This window comes from Flavobacterium sp. SM15, assembly GCF_022012335.1.
In the GTDB taxonomy this organism is placed as follows: domain Bacteria; phylum Bacteroidota; class Bacteroidia; order Flavobacteriales; family Flavobacteriaceae; genus Flavobacterium.
Genome location: NZ_JAKLTO010000003.1, coordinates 266,731 through 280,602 on the forward strand (window position 1 = coordinate 266,731; position 13,872 = coordinate 280,602).

Annotated in this window: 16 protein-coding genes and 2 tRNA genes; 7 read left to right on the forward strand and 11 right to left on the reverse strand. The window is 37.9% G+C overall.

The window, feature by feature from the left end; translation table 11 throughout:
• Positions 1-74: 74 nt before the first annotated feature.
• Entirely contained in the window at positions 75-800 is a 726-nt protein-coding gene (locus LZZ90_RS06850) for a DUF4369 domain-containing protein (protein ID WP_237789947.1), read from the forward strand.
• Between the two features lie 90 nt (positions 801-890).
• Here LZZ90_RS06850 and LZZ90_RS06855 read toward each other — a convergent pair.
• The 9 genes from LZZ90_RS06855 to LZZ90_RS06895 form a co-directional block, all read right to left on the reverse strand.
• A tRNA-Thr gene (locus LZZ90_RS06855) sits at positions 891-967 on the reverse strand.
• A 52-nt stretch (positions 968-1,019) separates the two neighbouring features.
• Positions 1,020-1,096 (reverse strand) — tRNA-Thr (locus LZZ90_RS06860).
• Positions 1,097-1,222: 126 nt separating this feature from the next.
• On the reverse strand, positions 1,223-1,489 hold the full coding sequence (locus LZZ90_RS06865) for a hypothetical protein (protein WP_237789948.1): 267 nt from the start codon (positions 1,487-1,489) through the stop codon (positions 1,223-1,225).
• Between the two features lie 56 nt (positions 1,490-1,545).
• The gene (locus tag LZZ90_RS06870) at positions 1,546-2,517 is read right to left on the reverse strand and encodes a type I phosphomannose isomerase catalytic subunit (protein ID WP_237789949.1); all 972 of its coding nucleotides are present in this window, start codon (positions 2,515-2,517) and stop codon (positions 1,546-1,548) included.
• Positions 2,518-2,976: a peroxiredoxin gene (locus LZZ90_RS06875; protein ID WP_237789950.1), complete on the reverse strand. Its 459-nt coding sequence runs from the start codon at positions 2,974-2,976 to the stop codon at positions 2,518-2,520.
• On the reverse strand, positions 2,976-3,386 hold the full coding sequence (locus tag LZZ90_RS06880) for a 6-carboxytetrahydropterin synthase (protein WP_237789951.1): 411 nt from the start codon (positions 3,384-3,386) through the stop codon (positions 2,976-2,978). Before LZZ90_RS06880 ends, LZZ90_RS06875 begins: the two co-directional genes overlap by 1 nt.
• The gene (idi, locus tag LZZ90_RS06885) at positions 3,383-3,910 is read right to left on the reverse strand and encodes an isopentenyl-diphosphate Delta-isomerase (RefSeq protein ID WP_237789952.1); all 528 of its coding nucleotides are present in this window, start codon (positions 3,908-3,910) and stop codon (positions 3,383-3,385) included. Before idi ends, LZZ90_RS06880 begins: the two co-directional genes overlap by 4 nt.
• Positions 3,911-3,958: 48 nt before the next feature.
• Positions 3,959-5,518: an NAD(P)/FAD-dependent oxidoreductase gene (locus LZZ90_RS06890; RefSeq protein ID WP_237789953.1), complete on the reverse strand. Its 1,560-nt coding sequence runs from the start codon at positions 5,516-5,518 to the stop codon at positions 3,959-3,961.
• A 106-nt stretch (positions 5,519-5,624) separates the two neighbouring features.
• Positions 5,625-7,157 carry a T9SS type A sorting domain-containing protein gene (locus LZZ90_RS06895; RefSeq protein ID WP_237789954.1) on the reverse strand — a complete coding sequence of 511 codons (1,533 nt, stop codon included), beginning with the start codon at positions 7,155-7,157 and terminating at the stop codon, positions 5,625-5,627.
• A gap of 68 nt (positions 7,158-7,225) precedes the next feature.
• Between LZZ90_RS06895 and LZZ90_RS06900 the strand changes: the two genes are divergently transcribed.
• On the forward strand, positions 7,226-7,462 hold the full coding sequence (locus LZZ90_RS06900; protein WP_237789955.1) for a hypothetical protein: 237 nt from the start codon (positions 7,226-7,228) through the stop codon (positions 7,460-7,462).
• 61 nt (positions 7,463-7,523) lie between these two features.
• Here LZZ90_RS06900 and recQ read toward each other — a convergent pair whose 3' ends face one another.
• The gene (recQ, locus tag LZZ90_RS06905; RefSeq protein ID WP_237789956.1) at positions 7,524-9,719 is read right to left on the reverse strand and encodes a DNA helicase RecQ; all 2,196 of its coding nucleotides are present in this window, start codon (positions 9,717-9,719) and stop codon (positions 7,524-7,526) included.
• Positions 9,720-9,806: 87 nt separating this feature from the next.
• On the opposite strand from recQ, the gene LZZ90_RS06910 reads away from it, so the two are divergent.
• From LZZ90_RS06910 to LZZ90_RS06930, 5 genes are all read left to right on the forward strand, one after another.
• On the forward strand, positions 9,807-10,772 hold the full coding sequence (locus tag LZZ90_RS06910; RefSeq protein ID WP_237789957.1) for an SIS domain-containing protein: 966 nt from the start codon (positions 9,807-9,809) through the stop codon (positions 10,770-10,772).
• Positions 10,772-11,587 carry a twin-arginine translocase subunit TatC gene (gene tatC, locus LZZ90_RS06915; RefSeq protein ID WP_237789958.1) on the forward strand — a complete coding sequence of 272 codons (816 nt, stop codon included), beginning with the start codon at positions 10,772-10,774 and terminating at the stop codon, positions 11,585-11,587. The genes LZZ90_RS06910 and tatC overlap by 1 nt, the downstream gene beginning before the upstream one ends.
• 1 nt (position 11,588) lies before the next feature.
• Positions 11,589-11,936 carry a carboxymuconolactone decarboxylase family protein gene (locus LZZ90_RS06920; RefSeq protein WP_237789959.1) on the forward strand — a complete coding sequence of 116 codons (348 nt, stop codon included), beginning with the start codon at positions 11,589-11,591 and terminating at the stop codon, positions 11,934-11,936.
• A gap of 102 nt (positions 11,937-12,038) precedes the next feature.
• On the forward strand, positions 12,039-12,779 hold the full coding sequence (gene lptB, locus LZZ90_RS06925; RefSeq protein WP_237789960.1) for an LPS export ABC transporter ATP-binding protein: 741 nt from the start codon (positions 12,039-12,041) through the stop codon (positions 12,777-12,779).
• 13 nt (positions 12,780-12,792) lie between these two features.
• Entirely contained in the window at positions 12,793-12,996 is a 204-nt protein-coding gene (locus LZZ90_RS06930) for a DUF5808 domain-containing protein (RefSeq protein WP_237789961.1), read from the forward strand.
• Here the strand turns inward: LZZ90_RS06930 and LZZ90_RS06935 are convergent.
• The gene (locus tag LZZ90_RS06935; protein WP_237789962.1) at positions 12,989-13,870 is read right to left on the reverse strand and encodes a glycoside hydrolase family 25 protein; all 882 of its coding nucleotides are present in this window, start codon (positions 13,868-13,870) and stop codon (positions 12,989-12,991) included. The genes LZZ90_RS06930 and LZZ90_RS06935 overlap by 8 nt on opposite strands.
• Positions 13,871-13,872: the final 2 nt, after the last annotated feature.

Consider the following 13,872-nt stretch of genomic DNA (forward strand, 5'->3'; position numbering starts at 1 on the left):
CCAATTCAGCTCTTGATGATTGGGGATTTTTTATTGAATAATTTTCTTTACTTTGCAATCCAAATTAAATTCTGATGAAAAAAATAGTTCTAGTACTGGCGGCGACTGCTTTATTAACAGCTTGCAACAAAAAAGAAGAAAGTGATAAAGGCCTTACTCTTACAGGAGAAGTAAAAGGTCTTACCCAAGGTAAACTATACATCCATAAGATTGCAGATACGTCTTTGGTTACCTTAGACAGCATTATTGTTAAAGGAGACTCGCATTTTTCAAGTTCAATTGATTTAAAAGAACCTGAAATGCTGTATTTATCGTTAGATCGAGGTGTTACCGAATCAATTGACAACCTTATTCCATTTTTTGCAGAACCGGGAACCATGAACATCGAAACCACTTTGAATGAGTTTTATGCTAAAGCAAAAATTAAAGGTTCAAAAAACCAGGAACTTTTAGAATTGTACAACAAAACAAAAGCAGTTTTTAACGACAAACAAAACAAAACATCAAGCTTGCTTTTCATGGCTGGAAAAAATGCAAACAGTAAAATTTACGACACGCTTAAACAGGCCAACGACAAACTAATCATTCGTAAATACCTTAATGCCGTAAATTTCGCGGTAAACAACGGAAAACACGAAGTAGCACCTTATATTGCCTTAAGTGAAATTTCCGATGCGAACATCAAGTACCTGGACACCATTCAAAAATCTATGTCTGCGGAGGTAGCTAAATCAAAGTACGGTAAACTACTAACCGAATTTGTAGCTAAGCGAAAAGAAGCCGAGCAAACAAACCCATAAAAAACAAAAAAGCGTTCCTTATTAAGTGAACGCTTTTTTTATTTCCAAAGTCTTATAAATAAAAAAACCACCACTATAAAGTGATGGTTTTGGAGCCGATGGAGGGACTCGAACCCACGACCTGCTGATTACAAATCAGCTGCTCTAGCCAGCTGAGCTACACCGGCAATTAACCTTAAAAATATTCATTAAAAAATCACGATGGAACGTGATCAAAATTGGAGCCGATGGAGGGACTCGAACCCACGACCTGCTGATTACAAATCAGCTGCTCTAGCCAGCTGAGCTACACCGGCGACTCATTTACTCACTAGACCAATATTTGTTTTCGGTGTTCGTGAATAACAATTTCGGGTGCAAATATAAGCGAGTTTTTCAAACTTGCAAATACTTAAAAGCACTTTTTTACCGAATTTCTACTGTTAAAGTGCGTTAATCTTATCAACCAACTGATTAGCAGCAGCTTCTAAATCTTTATTAATTTGCTTGAAATGCGCTTTTTTATTTTCAACGTTTTTTTGGTTCACTTTTGTAATCAAACCGTCAAAAGAAGTAATTGCCTCATCAATCAAAGCATCAGACGCTGGAGTTGGCTTTCCGGTTGTTGTCATCTCATAAAGATAAACCGCTTCAATAATATCACCTAATACGTAGTTGATGTCTTTTTTTAAGTTTCTTACGCTTGCCATTTTATTTTTGTTTAAAATTTCGTTTGCAAAATTACAATTATTCTTCAGAATAAAGGTTAAGAAATAAATATTTCTAGTAGTGTAGCCTTTCCAACCAATTTAAAATCAGTCACTGATGCCGGAAGTAAAACCGTATCACCTTTTCTAAACGAATAACTTCTATCTGAATCAATTACAAACATCACTTCCCCTTCTGTACACATATAAACCATAAAAGAATCATTAGCATTAACCACTTTCATATTCCCGTCAAGCGGAATAATGTTTGTTGTAAAATACTCGCAATTCACAACATTATTGCTTTGATTATTTGTCGTTGAGTACTGTCTTTGCGCCTGAACCACTTTATAATTTATCGCCTCCAAGGCCAAATCAACATGTAATTCTCTAGAATTTCCATTCGCATCAACTCTGTCCCAATCATAAATACGATAAGTAATATCAGAGGTTTGCTGAATTTCCGCAAGCAAAATACCCGCGCCAATAGCATGAATTGTTCCGGTTTCCAAAAAGAAAACATCCCCTTTTTTTACCGGAATTTCTTTTAGGATTTTTGACAGAGTACGATTTTCCAAATGAATCAGATATTCATCAGAAGACGATTCTTCATTAAACCCAACAATAATACGCGACTGCTCATCTGCCTGCATCACGTACCACATTTCGGTTTTTCCAAAAGAATTGTGTCTTTTTTTAGCCAGTTCATCATTTGGATGCAATTGAATAGACAAATCTTCTTTGGCATCTATAAACTTAAAAAGCAATGGAAATTCGGCTCCAAAACGCTTATAAACCTTATTTCCTAAAACTTCAGAAGGATATTTCGCAATCAGTTCATTTAAAGTTACACCTTTAAAACTCCCGTTTGCAATACTGCTCACATCATTAGGAACGGTTGTGATTTCCCAGCTTTCCCCTGTAGTTGTTGATGGAATTTCTTTATTTAAAAGGGTTTTCAGCTTAGTTCCACCCCAAATTCGGTCTTTTAAAATCGGTTCGAAAACCAAAGGATATAAATCGGCAATCATTTAAACTAATTTTTTTACGGTTTCAAGCACTCGTGGGAAATGACTTTCTGCATCCATCGAATTAAAAACCATCTGCACAATACCCTTTTTATCAACAATATAAGTCACTCTTCCCGGAATAAGCCCTAAAAAATTACTCGGCACTCCGAAAAGTTTACGCAAACTCTTATCACTATCGGCCAGTAGTGTAAAAGGGAGTTTGTACTGCTGGGAAAATTTTTTGTGCGATTTCACACTGTCGCCACTAATGCCGATAACTTCTGCACCCAAATCCTTGAATTCTTCATATTGGTCACGAAAAAAACAAGCCTGTTTAGTACAGCCCGGCGTGTCGTCTTTCGGGTAAAAATAAATTACCAGAACTTTTTTTCCTAAAACGGAAGCGACATAAAAATCATTCCCGTTTTGGTCTTTTCCTCCAAATAAAGGCAATTTATCACCTACTTTTATTTCTCCCATCAGTTCCCTTTATAGCTTACAAAATTACGCGGAGTCTCATATAAAACAACCTCCAGATCGCTCTCTTGAGAAATTCTAGCTCTTATTTTATTCCAGATTACCACTACTATATTTTCTGCAGTCGGATTCAAGTTTTCAAATTCCGGAACGTCTAAATTAAGGTTTTTGTGATCAAATTTCGATTCAACTTCTTCATAAATGATTGTTGCCAAATCCTTGATATCCATAACATAACCGGTTTCAGGATTTATCAAACCCGTTACACTTACAATCAATTCGTAATTGTGTCCGTGAAAATTTGGATTGTTGCATTTTCCAAAAACCGCATCGTTCTGTTCCATAGACCAGTCCTTGCGGTACAAACGATGTGCTGCATTAAAATGCGCTTTTCTTGAAACGGTTACTCTCATAATTTATGATCTTCAAGATAGTGGTAAAATTCATCAAAAATAATCTTGAACCAAACCGTGTAAATCTCCGGATTCAGCTCCATATCGGCTTTCACCTCATCAATAGCCATCCATTTCCAGTTTTCAACCTCATCGGTATTAATATTCGGCTGGTCATGGTAATAGCCAATCATCACATGGTCAAGTTCGTGTTCGGTAAGACCGTTATCGAAAGGCGCTTTATAGATGAACGAGAAAAGCTCCTTCAACTGGGTTACAAATCCCATTTCTTCATACAAACGACGGGTTCCTGCCTGAATATTGGTTTCACCCTCACGCTGATGGCTGCAACAGGTATTTGTCCAGAGCAATGGTGAATGATATTTATGATGAGCACGCTGTTGGAGCATGATTTCATTTTTGTCGTTCAGAACAAATACTGAAAAAGCACGGTGCAATAAGGCTTTTTCATGTGCCTCCAACTTCGGCATCAAACCTATTTGCTGGTCATTTTCGTTAACTAATATTACGTGTTCTTCTTTCATGTTATTTTATAGCTCCGTAAAATTACGAAAAGCAATTCAAATCTAAGACTACCTTAGGGATTCCACACATTTAATTGCACATTTTTCCCCATCGATGGCCGCAGAAATAATTCCCCCGGCATAACCTGCTCCTTCACCACAAGGATACAAGCCTTTAATTTGAAGATGCTCCAATGTTTCATTATCCCTCGGAATACGAACCGGTGAGGAGGTGCGACTTTCCGGCGCATGCAAAATGGCTTCGTTTGTATAATAACCCCGCATCGATTTGCCAAATTGCACAAAACCTTCGCGCATGATCTGAGTTAAAAAACCTGGAAAAACCTGTCCTAATTCCACAGAAGTAGTTCCCGGAACATAAGATGTTTTTGGAATATCCACTGAAACTTTGCTCTGAGTAAAATCTACCATGCGTTGAGCCGGAACACGTTGCGTTTGCCCTGCCAAATACCAAGCTTTTTGTTCAATAGCCTTCTGAAATTCCATACCGGCCAAAGCTCCGAATTTTGCAAAAGGCTTAAAATCTTCCAGTTTCAATTCTACAACAATACCGGAATTAGCGGTTGCCTGATCGCGTTTGGATGGAGACCAACCGTTGGTAACTACCTCCCCAGGACTTGTAGCACAAGGCGCAATCACACCCCCAGGACACATGCAAAACGAATACATTCCTCTTCCATTTACCTGTTTCACAATCGAATACGGTGCAGGAGGAAGAAATTCTCCTCTAAAATCACAGGAATACTGAATACTGTCAATTAGACTCTGTGGATGTTCGGCACGAACCCCTAAAGCAAACGGCTTGGCTTCGATCAAAACTTTCTTTCTGTCGAGCAATTCGAAAATATCACGAGCGGAATGACCTGTTGCCAAAATAATCTTTTTAGCCTCAATCACATCTCCGTTTTGAGTAATAATCCCTTGAACCTCACTATTTTTTATCAGAATATCCGATACACGGGTTTCAAACAAAACTTTCCCACCGTATTCGATAATTTTATCACGAATGTCCTGAATGATTTGAGGCAATTTATTGGTTCCGATGTGCGGATGGGCATCCACCAGAATATCTGGAGTTGCACCAAAAGCTACCAAAAGCTGCAAAATTCTATCGACATCACCACGTTTTTTGGAACGTGTGTAAAGTTTTCCATCTGAATAAGTACCAGCACCGCCTTCTCCAAAACAATAATTGGAATCTTCATTTACGATATGGTCACGGTTGATGGCTTTCAAGTCACGACGGCGGCCACGAACATCTTTTCCGCGTTCTACCACAATCGGCTTAACACCTAGTTCTACTAATTGTAAAGCGGCGAACAACCCAGCAGGCCCTGCACCAACAACAATTACTTCGGGTGCATTACTAACATCTTTGTATTGAGGCAGTTCAATCTTACTTTCAACAATCGGTTCATCCTGAAAAAACACAGTTACTTTCAGATTGATTTTAATTGCACGCTGACGGGCATCAATTGAGCGTTTCAAAATAGCAATATGCTGAATATCTGCAATTTTAACATGCATCAGCCTTGCTAGATGATCTTTCAAAAGCACTGGGTTTACAGCAACTTCAGGAGCAACCTGTATCAGTAATTCTCTTGGCATTTAAGTAATTTTAATACTGCAAACTTATAACAATTATTTTAGGTAAATACACAAAAAAGGCCTAATGCTATGCATAGGCCTTTCATTAAATATTTACGATTCTGCGTTATTTCTTAATCAGTTTTGTGTTAATCACTTTATCCTCTAAACGGATTTTTACAAAATAGATACCGGTTTGTAAATCTGAAATGGAAAGGTTTTGAACAGATTTCGCCGTATTAAAGGCTTTTATCAACTGCCCGTTTACAGAATATATCGAAAGTTCGTTAATTGCTTTCCCAGTTGTATTTTCTATCGAAATCATATCAGAAGCCGGATTCGGGTAAATTGAAATACCGTTCTCCAAAGCAAAGCTACTGATTCCCAAAGCTACACCCTGCTCCAGATAATCTGGAATACTGTTAGTATTCGTATCATCATCGGAAGGATTAAAGTTCCCGTTGTAATCTTCGTTCATAGTTAAGACCCCGTCCCCATCATCATCATCATCCAGATAATTCAAAACTGTATCATTATCGGTATCCAAATAAGCGGTTGTCCCTTTACCAAACACATACTCATATTGGGTAAGTACAATATCGCCATCGTCGTCATTGTCAACAAAATTTGGAATCCCATCATTATCCGTATCGTCGTTGGCTAAATTGCCGTCACCGTTTAAATCTTCGGATGAAGTTGCGACAGTATCTAAATCAAAATCATTTGCACAATCAACAACTCTTAATTTTACCTCATAAATTATTCCGTTATCAAAAGCATAAATAGATTGTTCAAAAGCAGATGAGTTATTATAGGTAGTACCCCCGATTGGATTTACATTGTTTTGCGCATCTGCCAGAGTTTGATAAAACAAAACCGAGGAAGGATTGGCAGCATTAATATCATTTTGTGCCACTGCAAGATTAAAAGCTACAATTCCATCGGAATCATCATCGCATTTTGTATAATTATAAATGTTCGAGTCAAACGGTCTTTTAAAACGCCAGCCTTCCTGTACTGCACCCCAATCACCTGTATTTCTTCCCGGAGGTGTAACAGCTCCAAGTCCTGATTCATTAACAATTCCAACAATTGCTTTCCCTCCATTCCAAGTACATCCTGTTGGTTTATTTACGATCTGAACATCAATAAAATTAAATGTTTCATACAAAACCACTTGAAATGTACTACTAAGGGTGTTGCATGAAAACAACGGTTGATTGTTAAATATAATAACAAATTTTCTGTAGGGAGCCGCACCGATAACCGAATACGTTATCTGACCTGCTCCTTGAGTGTTAACCATATCATGAAAACAACCCAAAATGGCATTTTTAATAGTAAAATTTGCTGTAGGAAGAGCACCTACATTAGCTAAATTCCAAGGAGAAGCAAGATTGGCCTGATCTAATCTAAAATCGATAGCCCCATTAGTGCTTACAACAGCTTGATCATAAACATTCCCAAAGAAATCAAAACCAAACGATAAAGGAATCACGGGAGAATTCATATCATCATCGGTATTCAAAGTGCTTGCATTAGCAGTATACACTTGATGAGGAATCTGTGAAACCGAATAATTATTTTGCGAAATACCTGCTAATGAAAAAAACAACAAGCCAAAAACAAGCTGAATTCTTTTAAAGTAAAATTTCTTCATATATATTGTATTTTTGTCAAAGCTATCGATTTGCTTTTGATTTACAAAAAAAACTTACAAAATTTAACATGCAACGACAAATCAAACTTATTTGGGATTTCAGAGGTCCGAGCGCAGCCAAAACAGCAGAACACCACGAAATACACCTTAAAGAATATATCGAGATTGAAAAATTACCCATAACAATAACCGGCTTTCAAAGCATAAACGAAATGCATGCTATAGCTTTTATGGTGGTAACCGATGAAAACATGATTCAAGTAAGAGATGCTTTAAAACCGCATAGAGGAGAATTATTTCAATAAAAAAGTCGCAATTAACAGATAAAACTGCTAACTGCGACTGTAAAACGTAACTGTTTATTTTTTAATTGGCTACTTCACTGATAAAATGGATACGCATCAAACGCAACTCCTCAGTATCATAATCCCCTTCGAATTCATCTAAAGCATCTTGAATCTTATCGGAATGAGAATCCATAAAATAATCGTGGATTTCTTCCTGTTGGTCATCGTCTAAAATATCATCTATCCAATATTTGATATTCAGTTTGGTTCCGGAATAGACAATTTGCTCCATTTCTTTGAGCAAGGCATCCATATCCAAACCTTTTGCCTTAGCAATATCATCCAGTGGCAATTTGCGGTCAATATTCTGAATAATGTACAATTTAAGAGCTGAATTTGCTCCCGTTGATTTTACCACCAAATCATCAGGACGCATGATGTCGTTGTCTTCTACATAGCGGGCAATAAGTTCAACAAATTCTTTTCCGTATTTTTTTGCTTTACCTTCTCCAACGCCGTGAACGTTGCTTAACTCATCAATTGTAATCGGATATTTAAGCGCAATATCTTCTAGTGAAGGCTCCTGAAACACCACAAACGGTGGAACACCTAACTTTTTGGCCACTTTTTTTCGCAAATCGATCAGCATATTCATTAAAGCCTCATCGGCAGTACCGGAAGATTTTGCAGAAGTTACAATGGTTTCGTCATCGGATTCACTGTATTCGTGGTCTTCTGACATCATGAAAGAAACCGGTTTTTTTATAAACGCTTCTCCTTTTTTAGAAAGCTTCAAAACTCCGTAAGTTTCAATATCTTTAGAAAGCAAACCATCCACCAATACCTGACGAATTAAGGCCATCCAGTATTTTTCATCGTGATCTTTCCCTTTGCCAAAAAACTTCTGAGCATCGGTTTTATGAGCTTTGATTACCGCATTGATTTTTCCAATTAAAGTAAAAACAATCTCTTTGGATTTGTATAATTCTTTGGTATCACGAACCGTTTCAAGTAAAATCACAACTTGATCTTGTGCTTCCACTTTCTTTTTCGGGTTGCGAACGTTGTCGTCCATATCGGCACCTTCGCCGTTTACCTCATCGAACTCTTCTCCGAAATAATGCAATAGAAATTTACGACGTGACATAGAAGTTTCTGCATAGGAAACCACTTCCTGCAACAAAGCAAAACCGATTTCTTGCTCGGCTACCGGTTTTCCGGCCATGAATTTCTCTAACTTTTCGATATCCTTATAGGAATAATAGGCAAGACAATGACCTTCACCTCCATCACGACCGGCTCTTCCGGTTTCTTGGTAGTAACTTTCCAGTGATTTTGGAATATCATGATGGATAACAAAACGCACATCCGGCTTATCAATCCCCATACCGAAAGCAATCGTAGCCACCACCACATCAACATCTTCCATTAAAAACATATCCTGATGTTTTGCTCGTGTTTTGGCATCCAATCCTGCGTGATAAGGCACAGCACTGATTCCGTTAACTTGTAAAACCTGAGCAATCTCTTCCACTTTCTTACGGGAAAGACAATAAATAACGCCTGATTTTCCTTTGTGCTGCTTTATAAAACGAATAATATCGCCTTCGATATTTTTGGTTTTCGGACGTATTTCGTAATATAAATTTGGTCTGTTGAACGAAGCTTTAAAAGTAGCCGCATCGGTCATATCCAAATTCTTGAGTATATCTTCCTGTACTTTTGGAGTTGCAGTTGCCGTCAAACCAATAATGGGCACATCACCCAACTGTTTAATGATACTGCGAAGATTACGATATTCCGGACGAAAATCATGTCCCCATTCGGAAATACAATGCGCCTCGTCAATGGCTACAAACGAAATAGGCACACTTCTTAAAAACTCAACGTATTCCTCTTTGGTTAAAGACTCTGGTGCAACATATAACAGTTTTGTCAACCCTGAACTAATGTCTCTTTTAACCTGATTAACTTCTGTTTTTGTAAGGGATGAATTTAAAACATGTGCCACTCCTGCTTCCGAGGAAAGACTCCGAATTGCATCCACCTGATTTTTCATTAAGGCAATTAAAGGCGAAACCACAATAGCCGTTCCATCCAAAACCAATGCCGGCAATTGGTAGCACAACGACTTCCCACCTCCTGTAGGCATAATCACAAAAGTGTTGTTATGAGTAATGATACTTTTAACAACACCTTCCTGTAAACCTTTGAATTGGTTAAAACCAAAATATTTTTTTAACTCTTTATGTAAGTCAATTTCGCTTGGTTTCATTATTTATTAATAGGTATTTTACATAAATTTGCAGAGATTAAAGATACGAATTTCTTTAATAATCACAAATTTTATAAAACTTTAGGTTTGAGTACAAAAGATTCTGTTTTGGCTGCGGCCCGAAAAACCATACTTTCTGAGAGTGAGAGCATTGCAAAGCTCGTTGATTTTCTTGACGATGATTTTGCAAAATCCGTAGAGCTTATTTACAATTGCAAAGGCCGTTTGGTGGTGACCGGAATCGGCAAAAGCGCCATCATCGCTACTAAAATTGTGGCCACGATGAATTCCACAGGAACACCCTCTATGTTTTTACATGCTGCGGAAGCCATCCATGGAGATTTAGGCATGGTTCAGCCCGGCGATGTAGTTATCTGCATCTCCAAAAGTGGCAACAGCCCGGAAATTAAGGCTTTGGTTCCACTCTTAAAACGATTCGGCAACCCATTAATTGGAATGACCGCCAGCAAGACCTCCTTTTTAGGAAAAGAATCGGATCATGTTTTAAATGCTTACGTAGAAGAAGAAGCCTGCCCTAATAATTTAGCTCCAACCAACAGCACCACTGCTCAATTGGTTTTAGGCGATGCTCTGGCGGTTTGTTTGATGGAACTGCGCAATTTCAAAAGTGAAGATTTCGCAAAATACCATCCGGGTGGCGCTTTAGGGAAAAAATTATTGCTGCGTGTTGGCGATATGTTAGACCAAACCCATCGCCCTCAAGTTGCTCCTACAGCAAGTATCAAAAATGTGATTATGGAAATTTCCGAAAAGCGTTTAGGTGTTACAGCAGTTGTGGAGAACAATCATGTGGTTGGCATCATCACAGATGGAGACATCCGAAGAATGTTAGAAAAACGTGACACTTTTATCGATTTGACGGCAAAAGACATCATGACTCAAAATCCTAAAGTGGTAAAACTTTCCGATATGGTCGTGGATGCGTTCAACACTATGGAAAACCATTCCATAACACAAATGGTTGTTGTGGACAACCAAGAATACAAAGGTGTGCTTCACATCCATGATATTTTAAAAGAGGGAATTGTATAATGGCGAAGAAGTCTGCAAAAGAAATGTCGTTTTTAGACCATTTGGAAGAACTCCGATGGTTATTAGTTAGAAGCACCATTGCCATTTTAATTGGCGGATGCGTAGCGTATTATTTCAGTGATTTCATTTTTGACACCGTAATTTTCGGCCCAAAAGATGGAAATTTCATTACCTATCGTTTTTTCTGCGATTTGGCAAACCAATACGATCTGGACAAAAGTTTCTGCATAAAGGAATTGCCTTTTGAACTTCAGAACCGAACCATGGAAGGGCAATTTTCCATGTTAATCTGGACTTCGATTACTTGCGGATTTGTAATTGCTTTCCCTTTCATTTTATGGGAACTATGGAAATTCATCAGTCCGGCTTTGTATGACAAGGAACGAAAAAATGTACAATTATTCATTTTCATTGCCTCTTTGCTGTTCTTTTTAGGAGTAGCTTTTGGTTATTTTGTACTCACGCCGCTTTCGATTAATTTCTTAGCCAATTTAACCATCAGTGAACACGTGAAAAATGCCATCGACATGGATTCCTATATTGGACTGGTTAAAACCACTTCACTGGCAACCGGACTGGTTTTCGAATTGCCAATTGTGATTTACTTCCTGTCCAAATTAGGATTAGTAACACCAAAATTCCTTAGAGATTACAGAAAATATTCCTATGTAATCATTTTGATTATTGCAGCCATTGTTACACCTCCGGATGTAATCAGTCAAACCATAGTTACGGTTCCGCTGGTGATTTTATACGAAATCAGTATTTTCATTTCGCGATTCGTAACCAAAAAAGAAGAACTAAAAACCACTTAATATGTCCGATTTAGTAAAAGAATTCAACGATTACCGTTCAAAAATGAACGAGAAGTTATTGGCAGACGACAATAAAGTAATCAAACGTATTTTCAACCTGGACACCAATGCTTATATGGAAGGCGCTTTGGATGTAAAAACCAAAGAACTTTTAGGGCTGGTTGCTTCTGCTGTTTTACGTTGCGACGACTGCATTAAGTACCATTTGGAAACCGCTTACAAACAAGGAATCAATCGTCAGGAAATGATGGAAGCCATGAGTATAGCAACCTTAGTAGGCGGAACCATTGTAATTCCTCATTTGCGTAGAGCCTACGAATTCTGGGAAGCTTTAGAGAATCAGGAATAATTATTTGTTAATTTGTTGATGCAAATACCTTGTAATTCGTTTATTTGCAAACACAATATCTTAGTCACTCGGTAACTTTGTTACTCAGCAACTCAAAAAAAAATGAAATTAAGAGCCGAAAATATAGTTAAAACTTACAAAGGAAGAAGCGTGGTAAAAGGCGTTTCGGTAGAAGTGAATCGTGGTGAGATTGTTGGTTTGCTCGGCCCCAACGGAGCTGGAAAAACAACTTCTTTTTACATGATTGTAGGACTTGTAAAACCAAATGCCGGTAATATTTATCTGGACGATATGAACATTACCGATTTCCCAATGTACAAACGTGCCCAGCATGGAATTGGCTATTTAGCTCAGGAAGCATCGGTTTTTAGAAAATTAAGTATTGAGGATAACATCTTGAGTGTTTTACAACTTACCAATCTTTCTAAAGCAGAGCAGGAAGCAAAAATGGAATCTTTGATCGATGAGTTCAGTTTGCAGCACATTCGCACCAATCGAGGCGATTTGCTTTCCGGAGGAGAACGCCGTAGAACAGAAATCGCACGTTGTTTGGCTACCGATCCGAAATTCATCTTATTGGACGAACCTTTTGCAGGTGTTGACCCGGTTGCCGTAGAAGACATTCAACGCATTGTAGCTCAGTTAAAAAACAAAAACATCGGAATCTTAATTACCGATCACAACGTACAGGAGACTTTAGCCATAACCGACAAAACGTATCTAATGTTTGAAGGTGGAATTCTAAAAGCAGGAGTTCCTGAAGAATTGGCCGAAGACGAAATGGTACGAAAAGTATATCTTGGTCAGAATTTCGAATTGAGAAAGAAAAAACTAGAATTTTAAATGTTTGCCTTAAATGGAAAACGATTCAGATAAATTACACAAAAACCCTAAACATTGGAAATTAGGGTTTTTCTATTTTAATAAGGAAGATAAACGTCTGATGGTTCCTAAACCAATTGAATGGATGGGATTTACTTTAAATTTTGCCAATTACAGAGCCTGGATTTTAATGGTGCTTTTCGCATTGTGGATGGCTTTTATAATTAGCATTACTTGATTAACATCCTTTTCAGTTCTTCTTTACTTCCGTTAAAGATGTTTACATCGACCAAACCTTCTATTCCTTGAATTTTAGCCTTTTCGGTGAACTGCCAAAACTTCCAATCGTCTTTTATAGTCTCAACAAAGAAATTGTAATTGGCAATCCAGAAGGTATAGCCTTTGAATTCGTCCTTCAAAAAATCTGTATAATAACTTTCCCCAGTATAAATTATCGGTTTTACCTTATAATGTCTTTCTACATGTTTTAACCAACGACGCAAACCGATTTTCAAGCTGTCGATCGACTGGTTTTTAGGCAACTTCTCAATATCCAGCACCGGCGGAAAATCGCCTTTCTTCAATTTAACCACTTTGATAAAATTCTCGGCCTGTTCAATGGAGTTTTCGTTCGGACGGTAATAATGATAGGCCCCACGTATAAAATAGTGTTCTTTTGCTGCTTTCCAATTCTCTTTAAAACGACGATCTGGACGGTCGTTTCCGGCGGTTGCACGTACAAAAACAAATTCAAGCGGGAAATCATCTTCGACTTTATCAATTTTCCCCCAAGCAATTTTACTCTGATACTCGGAAACATCAAAACCCACCACTTTGGTGTCATGACGGCTTAATACCTCAAAGATGCGGATGTCTTCGAGTTTACGTTCTTCTTCAGTTAAATCATTAACGTTTTTATCGGTTTTAAATCCTAAATAATACAAAAAACCATTGCGGTAATTGTAAGCCATTCCGAGAAGAAACAGAAGAAATAACGTTACTAACCCATAGGTCATCATTTTACCGTAAGGCAACGATTTTTTAGATTTAGAACGGGAACGAGTTGTAGTCCGAACAGGTTTTACAGGCCTCTTCGAAGAAGTTCGTTTCATAA

Coding starts and splice junctions, on each gene's coding strand:
- LZZ90_RS06890 (WP_237789953.1), bottom strand. CDS start 5,518: ATGCCAAGAGAATTACTGATACAGGTTGCTCCTGAAGTTGCTGTAAAC.
- LZZ90_RS06935 (WP_237789962.1), bottom strand. CDS start 13,870: ATGAAACGAACTTCTTCGAAGAGGCCTGTAAAACCTGTTCGGACTACA.
- LZZ90_RS06900 (WP_237789955.1), top strand. CDS start 7,226: ATGCAACGACAAATCAAACTTATTTGGGATTTCAGAGGTCCGAGCGCA.
- recQ (WP_237789956.1), bottom strand. CDS start 9,719: ATGAAACCAAGCGAAATTGACTTACATAAAGAGTTAAAAAAATATTTT.
- LZZ90_RS06930 (WP_237789961.1), top strand. CDS start 12,793: ATGGAAAACGATTCAGATAAATTACACAAAAACCCTAAACATTGGAAA.
- LZZ90_RS06895 (WP_237789954.1), bottom strand. CDS start 7,157: ATGAAGAAATTTTACTTTAAAAGAATTCAGCTTGTTTTTGGCTTGTTG.
- LZZ90_RS06865 (WP_237789948.1), bottom strand. CDS start 1,489: ATGGCAAGCGTAAGAAACTTAAAAAAAGACATCAACTACGTATTAGGT.
- tatC (WP_237789958.1), top strand. CDS start 10,772: ATGGCGAAGAAGTCTGCAAAAGAAATGTCGTTTTTAGACCATTTGGAA.
- LZZ90_RS06875 (WP_237789950.1), bottom strand. CDS start 2,976: ATGGGAGAAATAAAAGTAGGTGATAAATTGCCTTTATTTGGAGGAAAA.
- LZZ90_RS06880 (WP_237789951.1), bottom strand. CDS start 3,386: ATGAGAGTAACCGTTTCAAGAAAAGCGCATTTTAATGCAGCACATCGT.
- LZZ90_RS06850 (WP_237789947.1), top strand. CDS start 75: ATGAAAAAAATAGTTCTAGTACTGGCGGCGACTGCTTTATTAACAGCT.
- LZZ90_RS06870 (WP_237789949.1), bottom strand. CDS start 2,517: ATGATTGCCGATTTATATCCTTTGGTTTTCGAACCGATTTTAAAAGAC.
- LZZ90_RS06920 (WP_237789959.1), top strand. CDS start 11,589: ATGTCCGATTTAGTAAAAGAATTCAACGATTACCGTTCAAAAATGAAC.
- lptB (WP_237789960.1), top strand. CDS start 12,039: ATGAAATTAAGAGCCGAAAATATAGTTAAAACTTACAAAGGAAGAAGC.
- idi (WP_237789952.1), bottom strand. CDS start 3,910: ATGAAAGAAGAACACGTAATATTAGTTAACGAAAATGACCAGCAAATA.